The organism is Marinobacter salexigens, from assembly GCF_018860765.1.
Lineage (GTDB): Bacteria > Pseudomonadota > Gammaproteobacteria > Pseudomonadales > Oleiphilaceae > Marinobacter > Marinobacter salexigens_A.
The window spans coordinates 408,035-423,585 of record NZ_JAHKPV010000001.1 but is presented as its reverse complement, the minus strand read 5'-3'; the positions used below and the strand labels follow the sequence as shown (position 1 = coordinate 423,585).

The following is a 15,551-nucleotide window of genomic DNA, read 5'->3' as shown; positions in this document are numbered from 1 at the left end:
GAGAATATACGCCACCCTCCGGCCCGGCACTAAGGTTTCAGACCTTGTGGAATGACATAAATAACCCCATATACGGCTATAGCCAACCCTTATCACCGGAGCAACCATGATCACCCGACCAGACACCCACAGCAAACTGCTAGGATACCTTCTCTGGATCTTCGGCTTTCTAGGTTCCCACCGTTTCTACTACGGCAAACCAATTACCGGAACCATCTGGTTCTTCACGTTCGGATTCTTCCTAATCGGCTGGATAATCGACTTTTTCCTCATTCCCTCCATGGACGAACAAGCCGACCACCGCTTCCGCGAGGGCGAGATAAATTACAGCGTCGGCTGGCTTCTACTCACCTTCACCGGCGTGTTTGGCTTACACCGCATGTACATGGGTAAATGGATCACAGGGATTATCTACCTGCTGACCGGCGGCCTCTTCCTGATTGGGCTGCTATACGACTTCTGGACATTGAACGACCAGATTTCAGAGCGAAACGGGGAAGTGACATTTAACTGACAAGTGCCTGTTCAAGCTCCACCAGACCGTCCTCCAGATAGTCCAACATCCGCTGGAGGCTCGGTAGCGTGCGGCGGCAGCCGATCAAGCCAAACTCCACCTGATCGTTATAGCTGGTCAGAGTCATATTCAGGGCCAAACGGTCCATGGCGATGGAGACGGGATACATACCCTCAAGCTTGGCGCCGTTCCAGTAACAGGCCTCTTTTGGCCCCGGCACGTTGGAAATCACCACATTGAACGTCTGCCATTTCGGCGCCATGCCAGTTAGCAGGTTAAAGGCCGCTGGCGCTAAAGTTAGTGCGGTGTAGTTAAGGATCTCCTCGGGCGACATATGGGCGTAGCGATCTTTCCCCTCTTGCATACTTTGGTGGATTTTCCGTAAGCGCGTGCCAGCGTCGCTCTCGTCCGTATGCAAATTGGCCAGAATAACCCCCACCTGATTGCCTTCGGCTTGCTGACCCTCTGACTTGCTGCCGTCAGGCTTTTGGTACTTGCGCAAGGAAACCGGAACCATCGCGATCAAGGGTTTGTCGGGCAGAGCGTCCAAATTCATAAGATAGGTGCGTAACGCACTAGCGCACATCGCCGTGACCACATCGTTCACGGTGGTGTGATAGGCATGGCACACTGCTTTGATGCGTTTCAAACAGTAGGATTGAGCCGCAAACCGGCGGGAACCGGTGATTTTTCGGTTCAGAATGCTGCGTGGTGCGTGGAAAATGGAGTTGTAGGCAGGATCTTTGCGCGCCGCCGTCACAGTGCGCAGTAGTTCCCGTGCTACGGTCGGCACCGTGCCTAACTGTTTTCCTGATGCGCCCAACAAGTGGCCAATACTGTGCCAGAGAGACGGTTCGCTTCTATCCACTTTTTGCCCCGCCCTCACGGATAGGTCCCACACTGGCGGCATGTTGCGTTTAGAAGGGTCTGTCGACAGCATTCTTTGAGTCATTCGCATGGCGGAAACGCCATCCACCAAGGAATGGTGCACCTTGATGTAAACCGCAAACTGTCTCTCGCTCAACCCCTCGATCAAATGAAACTCCCACAACGGCCGTTCCCGATCCATTAAGTGAGAATGCTCGGCAGAAACAAACGCAAGCAGCTCACGGATACGGCCCGGGGTAGGTAGCGCTTCAAACCGGAAGTGGTGCTCCAGATCGAGATGAACATCATGAACCCACACAGGTTGCGCCAAACGGCTGTCCAACCGCTGATTGAACGGCGCGGTTACGTCCGTATCGTTTCGAAGCTGCTCCGCAAGCTTGGACACATAATCGTCGGGCGCATCTTCTGGAAATGAAAAAATCTGCAGCCCGCCCACGTGCATGGGTTGCTGGCGCTTTTCAAGCCAGAGAAAAAGCTGGTCGGTAGGGCTCAGAGGCTTCACGGGCGGGCTCCTTTTTATGATTGTTTAGCTGATCTTACATCAGGTTGCCCGCGAGTGATTGGCCTTTGGTAGCTGCCGTCCCGTCAATATCGTGTGTTTGAACCTTCCTCAGGGTTAGGCTGCGACAGCCTCTTGCTGTGTTTCTCTTGTTTCCAAAAGGATCCGGTTTCCATCGAGAAGCACGGAGTAGGTTTTGACCCTAACCGATTCATCTTCTAAACAGACACCGGTTTTTAGGTTGAAGTGTTGTTTGTATAACGGAGAGGCGACGATCGGTTCTCCCCCTAAATCCCCAGTGATGCCGCGAGCCAGAACATTCGCGCCGCTGAACGGATCTTTATGGCTGATCGCAACGAGCGCTGGCAACCGGTGCGGCAGATAAAACACCGCCACCGGACCCTCTTCCGTCCAGACAGCAATACCCGACTCCGGCACCAGGTCATCAACGGTACAAATGGTGTTCCAACAAGTACGAGTTTTCATCTGTATTCTCCTCAGCTTTTCGATAGTTGTGTTCTCGCATCCAAACAAACAGGTTAAGCGGGCACTGGGGCGGGCCGCCTCTGTCCCCGCTCAGTCGTCCACTGCTGCACAGGATCTTTTTGCTCCGGTAGGTTCACAAACTCACGGAACCGCTTGCGCTTCTCAGGATCTTTTACAGCCGTTTGCCACTCACACTGGTAGGTATCTGCAATACTGTTCATGTGCTCCTCAAGCTCGGCACAAATACGCAGGCTGTCTTCAAGCACCACCTGTTTCAGATAATCCAGGCCGCCCTCCAGATTCTCCATCCAGACACTCGTTCGCTGCAGCCGGTCGGCCGTGCGCACATAGAACATCACCACCCTATCAATGGTGCGGATCAGCTCCTCATCAGATAGATCGGTTGCAAACAGATCGGCGTGCCGCGGGCGCATGCCGCCATTACCGCAGACATACAGGTTCCACCCATTCTCAGTAGCGATCACGCCAAAATCCTTACTCTGAGCTTCGGCGCATTCCCGCGTGCAACCAGACACAGCCATCTTTACCTTATGCGGCGCCCGCAGGCCCTTGTAGCGATTCTCCAGAACGATCGCCATGCCCACACTGTCCTGCACGCCATAACGGCACCAGGTATTGCCAACGCAGGACTTAACTGTGCGCAGGGACTTGCCATAGGCGTGCCCCGTTTCGAAACCGGCTGCAATGAGCTTCTCCCAGATCTCTGGCAATTCGCTCAGCGTCGCGCCAAACAGATCAACCCTTTGACCGCCCGTGATCTTGGTGTAAAGGTCGTACTCTTTGGCCACTTCGCCCAGCACAATCAGTTTGTCGGGCGTAATCTCACCGCCGGGAATGCGCGGCACGATGGAATAGGTGCCGTTTTTCTGCATATTGGCCATGAAGGTGTCGTTGGTGTCCTGCAGTGGCACATGATCGGTTGCCAGAATGTGTTCGTTCCAACAGGTTGCCAGAATTGAGCCGACGACCGGCTTGCATATATCACAGCCCTGCCCCTTGCCGTGCTGGCTAATCAGGGTGCGGAAGGTGCGGATGCCGTTGATTTTGACCAAGTGAAACAATTCCTGACGGCTGTACGGGAAGTGCTCGCACAAGTCTTTGTTGACCGCCACACCGCGCTTTTCCAGCTCGTTATCAACCACGTTTTTGAGTAGTGCAGTACAGCCGCCGCAACCGGTACTGGCTTTGGTTTCAGCTTTTACGCTGGGGAGGTCACCGCAGCCAGCATCAATCGCACAGCAAATATCGCCTTTAGTGACATTGTGGCAGGAACATATGGATGCGGTTTCGGGGAGCGCATCGGGGCCCAATACCGGAGCACCGCCTTGATTCTCCGGCAGTATGAGGGTCTCGGGGTTGTCTGGCAGGGTTATGCCGTTCAGGGCGTACTGCAGGAGAGTGTCGTAATGGCTGTTATCGCCCACAAGAATGGCACCCAGCAGCGTTTTACCGTCTTCGCTGATCACTATGCGGCGATAGTGGCCGGCCTGCTCATCGTTAAAGCGTATGTTGCGAGTACCCGGTGTCTGGCCATGGGCGTCGCCAATGGAGCCCACATCCACTCCCAGAAGCTTTAGCTTGGTGCTCATGTCGGCGCCGGTAAAGCCGGCATCACGATCGCCGTTCAGAACCGCCGCCAAGGTGCGGGCCATGGTATAGCCGGGGGCGACCAAGCCGAAGATCTTCTGGTTCCAGAGTGCACACTCGCCAATGGCATGAATGTGTGGGTCCGAAGTGGTGCACTGATCATTGACGACGATGCCGCCACGTTCACCGACACTCAGCCCACTTGCTCGCGCGAGTGTATCCTGCGGACGAATACCGGCAGAAAATACGATCAAGTCGGTTTCCAGATGACTGTCATCGCTGAAGTTCATGCGGATGCGAGCATTTTCGCCTTCCACGATAGAAGTGGTGGCTTTTTCGGTGTGCACTTGAACGCCCAGTTCTTCGATCTTATGACGCAACAGCGCTCCGCCATCGGTATCCAATTGCACCGGCATTAGACGAGGTGCGAACTCTACTACGTGGGCCTGCAGGCCAAGACTCTTAAGGGCATTGGCGGCTTCCAAACCAAGTAGACCGCCACCCACGACTACCCCAGACTTGCCCTTCTGGGCGCTGTGGCGAATGGCGTCAAGGTCTTCCAGCGTCCGGTATACAAAACAGTGGGGGTGTTCCCGGCCCTCAATCGGCGGCACGAAAGGGAAGGAGCCGGTTGCCAGTACCAGCTCGTCATAGCCATAGTCGCCCTTCGGCGTAGTGACACTTCGCTGATCAGGGTTCACGGCAGTTACCTGCTCATGCAGCCTTAGCTGAATACTGTGTTCTGAGTACCAGTCTGCGGTGCCTATTGCGAGATCTGAGTGCGTTGAGCCGATGAAGTATTCCGACAAATGAACGCGATCGTAGGCCCGTTGTTTTTCTTCGCCGAAGACCAGAATGTCATAGCCCGACGCAGCTGGGCTGGCAACGAACTGCTCTAGAAAGTGATGGCCTACCATGCCGTTGCCAATCACGATTAGGGTTTTCTTGCTCATGGTGATGTCCTCTTTCATGGGCAGCGGTTCAAGCTGCTGCTTCGCAATACGGTTTGCCAAAGGGCAGTTGGGCTCGGAACGATTGAATGTCGACGTTGTCGTTAATCAACGCCTGATACCAAGGACCCTGGCTGGTATTCCCCATTAGAATGGCGCCGACCAACCGGTTGTCGCGAACCAGCAGGTGGTTGTAGCCGCCGGTTGTAATGTCTTGCGAGATAAGGGATTCGGTATGTTCATCCGGTGCTTGAAGCCCACAGGAAAAAACAGGTATGCCACCGATCTTGAGCCGGGTGGCGGTTTCGGATGGCTGGTAGGCTGCGCCCTTGGTTGTTCCTGCAAGCACGCACGCCAGAGTTTTCGCCTGCTGATAACCCGGCTCCACAAGCCCAAAGGTTTCGCCATTGAACTCACAGCACTCGCCAAGGGCGAATATGTTTGGGTGGCTGGTTTGCAGTTGCGTGTTGACTTGAATGCCCCGCCCACAAGCCAGTCCGGCGTTTTGGGCCAGGTCACGATTGGGTGTGATGCCGGTGGCGATGACAACTAGATCCGTAGTGATTAGCGTCTGGTCATTCAGCTGGATGGCACGAACGCTCTCTTGCCCCAGAACTTGGGTTGGTGACGTTGATGTCTGAATTTTGAGGCCGCGAGCGGTCAGGGCGTCAGATAGGAGCTTGCCACTTTCTGGGTCTAGCTGCCGATTCAAGAGGTGGCCGCTTCGATGCAGAATGGTGACATCCATACCACGGCGCAGAAGCCCTTCCGCCGCTTCAAGCCCCAGAAAGCCGCCGCCGACTACAACAGCCCGCTGCTGACGTTGGCTCAACTCAATTAGGGCGCGAGTGTCGTTGAGGTCCCGAAAGTTCATAACGCCGTTTAGTTGCTCCCCGGGGATCCCTAAGCGGGCTGGGCTAGCACCGGTTGCGATAACCAGCGTGCTATAGCTGTACACTTTGCCAGTGCTTGTTGTCACCGTGCGGTTGTGGGGAGCTATGGCGTGCACCGCTTCGTTGTGATGAACTTGAATACCGTGGCGGGCAAACCAAGCTTCCGGCTTCAGGGGCAGGCTTTCCTCATCGGTTTCTCCGCTGAGCAGAGCTGAAAGCTGAACCCGGTTGTATGCAGCAGCTGTTTCACCGTTGAACACAATGATATTCCTGTAGGGTATTGATGCTTTACTCACCAACTCTTCAAGGAATCGCTGCGCTACCATTCCGTGGCCACAGACGATCAATGTGTCGTTCGTTCTTTGGATCATCTTTGCACCTCCACCCCTTTTGAAACGAAAAAAGCCGGAGCATCTCGTCCGTTAAAGGAGTTGATGGTCCGGCGCCAATGCCAATATCAGTGATCTGGTACCCAGCCGAGTTCGTGGTTGGGAAGGTTATCTTAGATTGTATAAAGCTATGTTCGTGCCAGTTATAAAAACTGTTTAAAATCATAGAGTTGTTTTTTTAAGGGTGCGCGTGCTGCTTAGGTGTACGGCTTTTTTTGCACTCTGTCGGGGCAGGTTGCACGACTTTGATGCTTTTTTGCTGGCGCGGTAATTGCTGGGTTCACCTGTAACACAAGAGCGAGGCAACATCCGGAGCTTTGAAATGGACCACAGTGAACATCAAGGTAATTCCGCCCACCCCTCGGCTGAGGAGTATTTGATCGCATCCAGACGCTGTGAACTGAGAAACCTTCAGTACTTCTTGCAGATGGGGAAACTGGTGCAGAGTATCGGGAATCTTGTGCATGGTCTGCAGAGGGAGCGTGGGGCGAGCAATGTATTTCTTGGGTCGGAGGGCGAGAAGTTCGGTTCGGAGCGAAGACTGACGGTGGCGGAATCGACGCGCTTATATCTTGTGTTCGAGCAGGCTCTGGCTGAGATTCATGAAGAACTGACAACGCATTTGGTTAGTAGTCATTTGCTGGCTCATATTGCCAGCGCCCTTCACGGATTGGATGGTTTAACGGCGCTGCGTGCGCGGGTGAAAGCCCAGTCGTTGCCGGTGTCAGAGGCAACAGAATCCTACAGCGCCCTTATTCAAAGCCTGATTGTCGTGGTGCTTGGGGCGGCGGATACAGCTGTAGATCCGTCACTTGTGCGGTTGTTGGTGGCCATGGTGCATCTGATGAATGGCAAGGAACTTTGTGGTCAGGAGCGGGCAGTAGGCTCGGCGGGGTTTTCAAAAGGGCGCTTTGATCATGCACTGACCCAGCGCATGACGCACCTTATTGAAACGCAGGAGCAGTGTTTTGAGGTGTTTCTCAGCTTCGCTGATGAGCAAAGCTGTCAGCTATTGCTGAATCTACGGTCACATGGGCGGGAACATGAGATTAAGCGTTTGCGGCAGTTGGGTTGTTCCGTGGGTCGGTACAAATCGATGGGCCCGGACGTTGCCGATGACTGGTTTGCACTGATGAGCGAACGTATGGATGAGCTCAAAGAGGTCGAGGAGTCAGTGGAGAGTAGCTTTCATGGACGCTGCGTGGAGCGGTTTGCCGAGGCGCGGCGAGCATTAGCACACCGTGAAACACTGATGGCTTCGCTCGGCCAGTTGGAATTTCCCGCGCAGCCTCTTTTGGTTCTGTGTGAGTCTGATGATAGTGGGGAGGTTCAAGCCGGTGATGTCTGGAGCAGTGAAGGTATTGGCCAGCACTCTGGGCGATCAATTTTTGATTTGGTGCAGGAGCAGTCGCGTCGGTTGCAACAAATGAGTGAAGATCTAAGGAGTGCTAAGGATGCGCTGGAGGATCGGAGAACTCAGGAAAAAGCGGTCTTGTTGCTGATGCGTCACCGAAAAATTGATAACGACGAAGCCCACCGGGTTCTGCGAAAGCTGGCCATGGATCAGGGTAAAAAGCTGCCCGAGGTTGCCCGGGCGCTGGTGTCTATGGCGGATATATTAGCGTAGTTCCCGTTCTCAGGTTTTCGCGGTCAGGGCAGAGTGTTTGCTGGTTGTACCCGTGGCCTTTTTATTACGGTGTGGCGCTATGTTTTCCAGTTTACGCTGTTTCTCATAAAGAAATTTCAGAACCTCCTGCCGGTAATGCACGTAAGTGGGATCATCCGCGAGAGTGACTCGGTTTCGAGGCCGTTCTAGGTTGATGGCAAGATCCTCGCCTACGGCAGCGGCCGGTCCGTTGGTCATCATGATAATGCGATCAGACAGGAGCACGGCCTCGTCTACATCGTGGGTAATCATGATCACTGTGTTGTTTAGGTCTTGTTGAATACTCATCAGAGAATCTTGTAGATGAGCTCGGGTAAGGGCATCCAAAGCGCCGAAAGGCTCGTCCATCAGCAAGACGCTTGGCTTCATTGCCAGCGCCCGGGCAATCCCTACCCGTTGTGCCATGCCTCCTGAGATTTCTCCCGGTCGTTTGTTGGCGGCATGGGCCATATTCACCAGTTCCAGGTTGTGATGAATCCAGCTTCGACGCTCCTGTTTCGTCATGGCTTTGCGAAACACCTGTTGCACTGCCAAATCAACATTCTCGTAAACCGTTAACCAAGGCATTAAGGCATGGTTTTGGAATACGACCGCCCGTTCCGGTCCCGGTGCGTTGATCTCGTGGCCATCCAGAATACATCCACCTTTGCTGGCCTGAAGTAGACCCGCGACGATGTTCAGGACAGTGGACTTGCCACAGCCAGAATGACCAATCAGAGAGACAAACTCGCCCTTTTTGATTTTCAGGTTGATGTTATCCAGCGCGACGAAGGAGCCCTTAGGTGTATCAAAGGCCATTTCCACGCCGGTCAGCTCCAAATGAGGTTTAGTCATGGTTGTCTCCGTTATTCATTCCAGGCAATTTTCTTCTGGATCACCAACATGATTCGATCCAGCACAAAACCGATAAAGCCGATAGCCAACACGGCCGCCATGATCCGGCTCAGCGACTGGCTGCTGCCGTTCTGGAATTCATCCCAGACAAACTTGCCGAGCCCTGGGCTCTGAGCCAGCATTTCGGCTGCGATCAGCACCATCCAGGCGATACCCAGCGAAACCCGAAGCCCGGTGAAGATTATGGGGATGGACGACGGCAGAACGACTTTTCTCACATGGGTCCAGAATGACAGTTGCAGAACCCGGGAGACATTCAGCAAGTCGGGGTTCACCGCAGCCACCCCGACACCGGTGTTGATCAGGGTGGGCCAAAGGCTGCAAAGGGTGACGGTGATCATTGAGGTGAGGAACGACTTCTCAAACATCGGATCGTCACTGACGTAAGTAGCGGAGACCACCATGGTAACCAGCGGCAGCCAAGCCAGAGGCGAAACGGGTTTGAAGATTTGGATCAGTGGATTGATCGCTGCCTGAAGATGTCGGTTGAGACCCAGCACTATGCCAAGTGGGACCGCAATTGCCGTCGCAAGTAGAAAGCCAGCCATGACGGTAACCAAGCTGGTGACAACTTGATCCAGAAACGTCGGAGCGCCGGGGTAGCCCCGGATCCTAACTTTGGCGTTTGGATCTTCAGCTAAAATACGAGCGTTTCGTTCCTCCTGCATGGTCACGAATTTATCCGCACGCTCCCGTTGATTGAGGTGCTCCTGCCAGAGCTGACCGCTTTGCTCCCAGACCTGCACCGGCCCCGGAAATGTGCCAAGCGAGGTGTTCACCTGAGGTGCGGCCAAATGCCAGACGCCGAGGAAGATTAGAATGCCGACCATCGGCAGTAAGAGCTGCTTGCTGGCCTGAGCTAGTTCCGCGACACTGAACCGATCTGTCAGTACTTTCAGCCCACCGCGGAGTCGGGTTTCAGAGCTAGGGTTCAATAGCGTGCTCATGTGGTTCTCCTGTGTGCTGCGGGTTACGGTGTGTCAGTGCCTTTCAGCCCAATGTCAAAACTGTCTATGTAGGCGTTGGGCTGACGTGGGGTAAAGGCGACGCCATCAATTAGCTCTCCCTGATATGGACGAGAAAAGTTGTCCTGACTGAAGTCGGGAAAATCTTCCGCCTTCATCAGCCCATCATCTATTAACGATTTGGCCGCTTTGGCATAGATGTCGCCGCGGTATACCTGTGCGGCCGTTTTCATATACCAATCGTCGGATTTTGCTTCGGGTATTTGGCCCCAGCGACGCATCTGCGAGAGATACCAGATGGCGTCGGATGGGTATGGGTAGGTGGCGTGATGGCGGAAGAAAACGTTGAAATCCGGCACGTTCCGAACGTCGCCTTTTTCGTACTCGAAAGTGCCTGTCATGGAGTTGGCAATTACTTCGGCATCGGCGCCCACATAGCTCGGACGAGCGAGGATTTCGACAGCGCTTTCCCGGTTGGCGTTGTTGTTTTCATCCAGCCAGTAGGCAGCACGAATTAGGGCGCGCAGCAGGTGCAAGTGGGTATTAGGGTTTTCTTCGGCCCAGACCTGACTGACACCGAATACCTTCTCGGGATTGTTGGGCCAAATCTCGTAGTCGGTGATGACCGGAACGCCTATGCCCTTGAACACCGCTTGTTGGTTCCAAGGCTCGCCGACGCAGTAGCCTTGAATGGTACCTGCTTCTAGAGTAGCGGGCATTTGTGGGGGGGGAGTGACAGAGAGGTGAACGTCTGCACTCAGTGTGCCGCTGGTATCGCCATTTTGAGGGGCGTAGTAGCCGGGATTCAAGCCACCTGCCGCCAACCAGTAGCGTAGTTCATAGTTGTGGGTGGATACCGGAAACACCATACCCATGCGAAAGCGCTCGCCTTTTGCTCGGGACTGCTCAACCGCTGGTTTCAGAGTGCTGGCGCTGATCGGGTGCACGGGTTTGCCGTTATGCTCTGGGATGTGTTGCCTCATGGTCTCCCAAACCTCGTTGGAGACGGTGATGCCGTTGCCGTTTAAATCCATGCTAAACGCGGTAATGATGTCGGCCTGCGTGCCATAGCCAATCGATGCCCCCAGCGTTTGGCCCGCCAGCATGTGCGCACCGTCCAATTCACCGGTAATCACTCGGTTTAATAGAACTTTCCAGTTGGCCTGTGCCTCCAGTTCAACAAACAGGCCTTCATCCATAAAGAAGCCCTGCTCCCAAGCTATGGCCAAAGGTGCCATATCCGTCAGTTTGATAAAGCCGAGTTTCAGGTCCGGCTTTTCGGGCGGGCCAATCTCTGCTCGGGCGGTGCCTACGCTAGCCATAAGAGAGATTGCAGCGGCCAGACTGGCCAGTTGATGGATGGGTCCGGTGACGATATTCAGCGGTGTCTTCAACATTTTTTTACCTCGTGACATTCTTGCAGACAAAAAAAAGCCCGCCCTCCGTTGCCGGAAGGCAGGCACCTATGCCCGTTTGATCTGAGTGGTCTCGAATGTTCAGGTTTGAGGTTGCATAGCTTGTGCCAGAGATAGAAAAATTATTAAAAACAAGGGTTAATGGTTTCGCTTAACGGTTAAGGGGTATTTCGTGCAGTTTTTGTTGGCTTGCTTTAGTGCAGGTTTGAGCGGCTTTGCACCATTGTGAAACCTTGGGTTCCTGCCTAGTGATTGTCTGCTGTTGGTGACTTATTGGATAACAGGCGCTGTACGCCGCGGTCTTGGGCGAAGTCCACGGCTTTGGTGCCGCGCTGGCCTTTTTATTGCAGTTCGCATCAGGGTGTCGAGAGAACAGTTACTAATAACAGGCGAAGAGGAGCAAGCGTGGATTCCAATACCAAACTGGCTACCAGCACTCTAACCACGTGCCCCTATTGCGGTGTTGGTTGTGGTGTGGCGGCGACACCTTCTAACGTGACCGGCGACGAGAGCCATCCCGCCAATCAGGGCCGGTTGTGTGTGAAGGGCTCTGCCTTGCATGAAACTCTGGTGCCCAACGGTAGGCTCTTGAGGCCGCGGGTTGCCGGTGAGGACAAGAGTTGGCCAGAGGCACTTGCTGCAGTCTCCGGCGCCATTCGTGATTCGGTTGCTCAGCATGGTCCGGGGTCTGTGGCTCTTTACCTATCGGGCCAACTGCTGACAGAGGACTATTATGTAGCCAATAAACTCGCCAAGGGCTTTATTGGCACACCCCATGTAGATACGAATTCTCGCTTGTGTATGTCCGCCGCTGTGGCTGCTCACAAACGTACGTTTGGCGAAGATTGTGTTCCCGGTTGTTACGAGGATTTGGAGCTTGCTGACCTTCTGGTGCTGACGGGTAGCAATGCTGCCTGGGCTCACCCTATTCTATACCAGCGTATGCACGCTGCACGACGAGCTGGCCGCCGGGTGGTGGTGATTGATCCCCGCCGAACCGCCACAGCAGATCTTGCAGATCTCCATCTCAAATTGAAACCTGGCACGGACACGGTTCTGTTTAACGGGTTGCTGGCGTGGCTGGTGCAGCACAATGCGATAAGTCCTAGCTACATTGCGCAGCACTGCAGCGGTTTCGAAGAAACGCTTGCGTGTGCACAAGATGTGGCACCTTCGGTTGTGTCGGTTGCTGCCCAATGTGATCTTGCTGAAGCTGACGTCGAGCGGTTCTATTGCTGGTATGCCGACACTCCTAGGACTGTGACAGCTTTCTCCCAAGGGATTAATCAGGCGGTAGCTGGCACCGACAACTGCAACGCCATTATCAACTGCCATCTGGCTACGGGACGAATTGGTCAGCCTGGTGCCAGCCCCTTCTCTTTGACCGGCCAGCCCAACGCTATGGGTGGCCGAGAGGTTGGTGGTTTGGCGAATACTCTGGCTGCTCACATGGAATACGATACTCCCGGAGCCCGCGAGCAATTGGCCGAGTTCTGGGGCACAGATCAGCTTCCGGAGGCACCCGGGTATAAAGCCGTAGAGCTTTTTGAAGCTGTGCACCGGGGCGATATCAAGGTGCTGTGGATTATGGGTACCAACCCTGCCGTTAGCCTGCCGGATTCTGCGCGGGTTCGTGAGGCACTGGCCAGTTGCCCGACAGTGATCGTATCGGACTGCATGGCGAATACGGACACTACGGCTTTGGCTAATATTCTGTTACCAGCGGCTGGCTGGGGTGAGAAAGACGGCACCGTTACCAACTCGGAACGCTGTATTTCGCGGCAGCGATCCTTCCTACCTTTATCTTCGGCCGCTCGACCTGACTGGCAGATACTAGCCTCGGTGGCATGCGAACTTGGGTACGCTCGCGCCTTTCAGTATGAGTGTCCTGCGGATATTTTTCGTGAGCATGCAGCGCTTTCCGCCCTCGCATGCAGAGTCAGCGAAGGCCGCCAGATATTTGATATTGGAGCTCTAGCGCAGTTGACAGAAACTCAATACAACCAGCTAGAGCCGACTCAATGGCCTGTCACCCTTGACGATGTTGGTGTGCTAGAGGGGGCGTCGCGGTTGTTCAGTGATGGGTGTTTTGCCACGGATGATGGTCGGGCTCGATTGGTGCCCATTCCCGCTGGGCGACCGCGCCAGAGCGTGACCCCTCGCTACCCATTCGTGGTCAATACTGGCCGGATTCGCGATCAATGGCACACTATGACACGCACTGCATTGGTTTCGCGGCTTTTAACGCATCGACAGGAACCTTCTATTGAGATTCATCCAGACGATGCGTTTCGTCTTAACGTCAGTGATGGAACCTTGTGCCAGCTCACCGGTCCGGGGCCCAAGCCATTTTTGGGCCGAGCTCGACTGACACTAGATCAGCGACTCGGAGAGGTGTTTATACCGATTCACTGGAGCGGACGTTTCGCCTCACAAAGTGTGGCAACGAATCTAATAGCTGCTGTAACCGATCCGCTTTCTGGGCAGCCAGAGAGCAAGCATGGTATTGCAAGCCTTCACAGCCTCGCCAACCAATGGCAAGCGCGGCTGATGCGTCGAAAATCCAGCAATGACCTCAGTGACCTAGCAGAAGTGTGTGATTATTGGTGCCGACAGCCACTAGCCCACAGCGACAGTTGGTGGCTGGCTGGAAGCAAAACAGTGGACTGGAGTAAGGACGCTACAATTTGGTTAGGGGGGGAGCCACAGCTAATTTTGGTTGATTCGGCGCAAGGCCGTTTCCGAGCAGCTCGGGTGGTTGATGACCAGCTTGAGGCTGTTCTTTTGGTGGAAAATAACGTTGAGCTCTTGCCCGATTTGGTCTGGTTGGATCAATGCTTTGCGTCGGAGCAGTTAAGCTCAGAGCAGCGACAGTGCTTGCTTGCTGGCCGGTCTGTGGAAACGGAAGAGATGGGTGCGCTGGTGTGTAGCTGTTTTCAAGTGGGTGACCGCCAGATAGCCAAGGCAATCTCACGTGGGCAGACGACACTAGAAGCGTTGGGGCAGACCTTGAAGTGTGGCACCAACTGTGGCTCTTGTATTCCCGAAATTCGGGAACTATTGCAGGGTGAGCTCTTAGAAACCTAGCAATGAAGGCCTATTAAAAGTGTTTCAATATGCCTTGCGCAGCATTGACATGGGGACTCTGTAACGCTGGCCCCTGCACTTGCCAGTTCCGTTTACTGTGCAGGTTTTCCGGTTAACTCGGATAATTTCTCCACGGAACTCCCGAGTGCCTGAGCTAAAGGCGACGGCATCTTCAATTTTCCAGAGCGATGGTTGAAGTGCGGGCTCAGCAAGTTGGAAGGGCTCACTTGATAAGGGAATCTCATGCGCACTGGCATGCTTCGCCAGTGCCTCGCGCGCCGCTTCAGAACGGCCACTCTCATGCAGATCATCAAGGATATTGTAGAAGTACCGGTTGTGCACCGAACCACGATATCTATGGCCAGCACTGTGTTGCAGCAAGTGTGCGAACTCGTGACAACAGGTGTGTGCGAGTAAGTTAAGCGTGCTCAGCTCACCCTCAAAATAACCTCGTTTGTGAATTTCCCGGGCCGAGAGCCAGCCACTGGCCGTATCAGGTTGTTGCTTGGCCTGAATCATTCTGAGGCCGTAGGTGATTTGGTGCTGTTTGCGCTGTGGATCAAAACGGTGGTAGGTGGCTTGGCCCGAACCTACCCGGCAGACCAGAGTGCTGCCAGATGCCCGTTGCTGAACCGAGCTGGCGGCGGGCTGCCAGAGAATGGTTTGCGTGACCTTGCACATCAATCGGCCTAAATTCTGAGCCTGTGTTTTGGGTATGGTCATGTTGGCTAGTAAGAGGCGTAATAGAGCGTAAATAATATAGGTGGTAGGTAGAAACTTACCTACTCTTTAACGATGCCATGATCGAACAAAAAACACCATTTAAGTTCGATGAAATCAGCGCAAACTAAATCGAACCGGCAGTGCGTAGCTGAAGGTTCTACCCGCCATTTCCTCTGGCACTGGCGGCAGTGGTGCTGCTTGCTCAAGCATGGCAAGGGCTGCTTCGTCCAGCAGGGAGTGGCCAGATCCTGTGCGTAAGCTGTGGCCCATGAGGGTTCCGTCTCTGCGGAACTCGAAGGTTATTACCGGCGCACCTTCCTGCCCCAATCTGCGGGCGCGGCGGGGGTATTCGTAAAATCGTGAAAGGTGCCTGCTGAGCTTTGTAAGGTAATCATCAACGGCAGACGGATTGCCCGCATTCTGTAGCGGCACAGATGACTGCGATTGAGAGTCCCCGTTTTCGGGCGCTGGCTCTGCGGTATCGCTGGCTGTGTTCTCTGGCGAGGACTGCTCTGCCTGAGTTGCAACTGGCTCATCCATTTTTTCGACTATTTCTGGCTCTGGCTCTGGCTCT

The 15,551-nt window shown here is 54.4% G+C and carries 12 protein-coding genes; 3 read left to right on the top strand and 9 right to left on the bottom strand.

Going from position 1 to position 15,551, the window contains the following annotated elements; all coding sequences use genetic code 11:
* The first annotated feature begins 106 nt into the window (after positions 1–106).
* Complete coding sequence (locus KO508_RS01925; protein WP_216006650.1) at positions 107–514, top strand: NINE protein; 408 nt, start codon at positions 107–109, stop codon at positions 512–514.
* On the opposite strand, the gene KO508_RS01920 is transcribed toward KO508_RS01925, so the two are convergent.
* The 4 genes from KO508_RS01920 to KO508_RS01905 form a co-directional block, all read right to left on the bottom strand.
* Positions 507–1,904 (bottom strand): WS/DGAT/MGAT family O-acyltransferase, encoded by a 1,398-nt coding sequence (locus KO508_RS01920; protein ID WP_216006649.1) that lies wholly within the window; start codon positions 1,902–1,904, stop codon positions 507–509. The two genes, KO508_RS01925 and KO508_RS01920, sit on opposite strands and share 8 nt — an antisense overlap.
* Before the next feature lie 114 nt (positions 1,905–2,018).
* On the bottom strand, positions 2,019–2,387 hold the full coding sequence (gene nirD, locus KO508_RS01915) for a nitrite reductase small subunit NirD (RefSeq protein WP_216006648.1): 369 nt from the start codon (positions 2,385–2,387) through the stop codon (positions 2,019–2,021).
* Positions 2,388–2,440: 53 nt separating this feature from the next.
* A complete protein-coding gene (nirB, locus tag KO508_RS01910; protein WP_216006647.1) occupies positions 2,441–4,948 on the bottom strand; it encodes a nitrite reductase large subunit NirB in 2,508 nt (835 codons plus the stop codon).
* A gap of 28 nt (positions 4,949–4,976) precedes the next feature.
* Complete coding sequence (locus tag KO508_RS01905) at positions 4,977–6,209, bottom strand: NAD(P)/FAD-dependent oxidoreductase (protein WP_216006646.1); 1,233 nt, start codon at positions 6,207–6,209, stop codon at positions 4,977–4,979.
* 340 nt (positions 6,210–6,549) lie between these two features.
* On the opposite strand from KO508_RS01905, the gene KO508_RS01900 reads away from it, so the two are divergent.
* Positions 6,550–7,854, top strand: a complete 1,305-nt coding sequence (locus tag KO508_RS01900) for a nitrate regulatory protein (protein WP_216006645.1) — start codon at positions 6,550–6,552, stop codon at positions 7,852–7,854.
* 9 nt (positions 7,855–7,863) lie between these two features.
* Here the strand turns inward: KO508_RS01900 and KO508_RS01895 are convergent, their stop codons facing one another.
* From KO508_RS01895 to KO508_RS01885, 3 genes are read right to left on the bottom strand one after another with little or no spacing between them, the layout of a single operon-like run.
* Complete coding sequence (locus KO508_RS01895) at positions 7,864–8,727, bottom strand: ABC transporter ATP-binding protein (RefSeq protein ID WP_216006644.1); 864 nt, start codon at positions 8,725–8,727, stop codon at positions 7,864–7,866.
* 11 nt (positions 8,728–8,738) lie between these two features.
* Positions 8,739–9,734: an ABC transporter permease gene (locus KO508_RS01890; protein ID WP_216006643.1), complete on the bottom strand. Its 996-nt coding sequence runs from the start codon at positions 9,732–9,734 to the stop codon at positions 8,739–8,741.
* 23 nt (positions 9,735–9,757) lie between these two features.
* Positions 9,758–11,074 (bottom strand): CmpA/NrtA family ABC transporter substrate-binding protein, encoded by a 1,317-nt coding sequence (locus tag KO508_RS01885; protein WP_252737880.1) that lies wholly within the window; start codon positions 11,072–11,074, stop codon positions 9,758–9,760.
* A 498-nt stretch (positions 11,075–11,572) separates the two neighbouring features.
* Here KO508_RS01885 and KO508_RS01880 point away from each other — a divergent pair, with 498 nt between their 5' ends.
* Positions 11,573–14,254 carry a nitrate reductase gene (locus KO508_RS01880; protein WP_354667992.1) on the top strand — a complete coding sequence of 894 codons (2,682 nt, stop codon included), beginning with the start codon at positions 11,573–11,575 and terminating at the stop codon, positions 14,252–14,254.
* 24 nt (positions 14,255–14,278) lie between these two features.
* On the opposite strand, the gene KO508_RS01875 is transcribed toward KO508_RS01880, so the two are convergent.
* Both KO508_RS01875 and KO508_RS18785 read right to left on the bottom strand, forming a co-directional pair.
* Positions 14,279–14,935: a hypothetical protein gene (locus KO508_RS01875; RefSeq protein ID WP_252737763.1), complete on the bottom strand. Its 657-nt coding sequence runs from the start codon at positions 14,933–14,935 to the stop codon at positions 14,279–14,281.
* A 156-nt stretch (positions 14,936–15,091) separates the two neighbouring features.
* Positions 15,092–15,551: energy transducer TonB (locus KO508_RS18785; protein WP_252737761.1), on the bottom strand; the 460-nt coding region annotated here is incomplete at its 5' end.

What these genes read in the sequence shown, in the direction of transcription:
- KO508_RS01925 (WP_216006650.1), top strand. Translation starts at nt 107, where the DNA reads ATGATCACCCGACCAGACACCCACAGCAAACTGCTAGGATACCTTCTC.
- nirD (WP_216006648.1), bottom strand. Translation starts at nt 2,387, where the DNA reads ATGAAAACTCGTACTTGTTGGAACACCATTTGTACCGTTGATGACCTG.
- nirB (WP_216006647.1), bottom strand. Translation starts at nt 4,948, where the DNA reads ATGAGCAAGAAAACCCTAATCGTGATTGGCAACGGCATGGTAGGCCAT.
- KO508_RS01905 (WP_216006646.1), bottom strand. Translation starts at nt 6,209, where the DNA reads ATGATCCAAAGAACGAACGACACATTGATCGTCTGTGGCCACGGAATG.
- KO508_RS01900 (WP_216006645.1), top strand. Translation starts at nt 6,550, where the DNA reads ATGGACCACAGTGAACATCAAGGTAATTCCGCCCACCCCTCGGCTGAG.
- KO508_RS01895 (WP_216006644.1), bottom strand. Translation starts at nt 8,727, where the DNA reads ATGACTAAACCTCATTTGGAGCTGACCGGCGTGGAAATGGCCTTTGAT.
- KO508_RS01890 (WP_216006643.1), bottom strand. Translation starts at nt 9,734, where the DNA reads ATGAGCACGCTATTGAACCCTAGCTCTGAAACCCGACTCCGCGGTGGG.
- KO508_RS01885 (WP_252737880.1), bottom strand. Translation starts at nt 11,074, where the DNA reads ATGGCTAGCGTAGGCACCGCCCGAGCAGAGATTGGCCCGCCCGAAAAG.
- KO508_RS01875 (WP_252737763.1), bottom strand. Translation starts at nt 14,935, where the DNA reads ATGTGCAAGGTCACGCAAACCATTCTCTGGCAGCCCGCCGCCAGCTCG.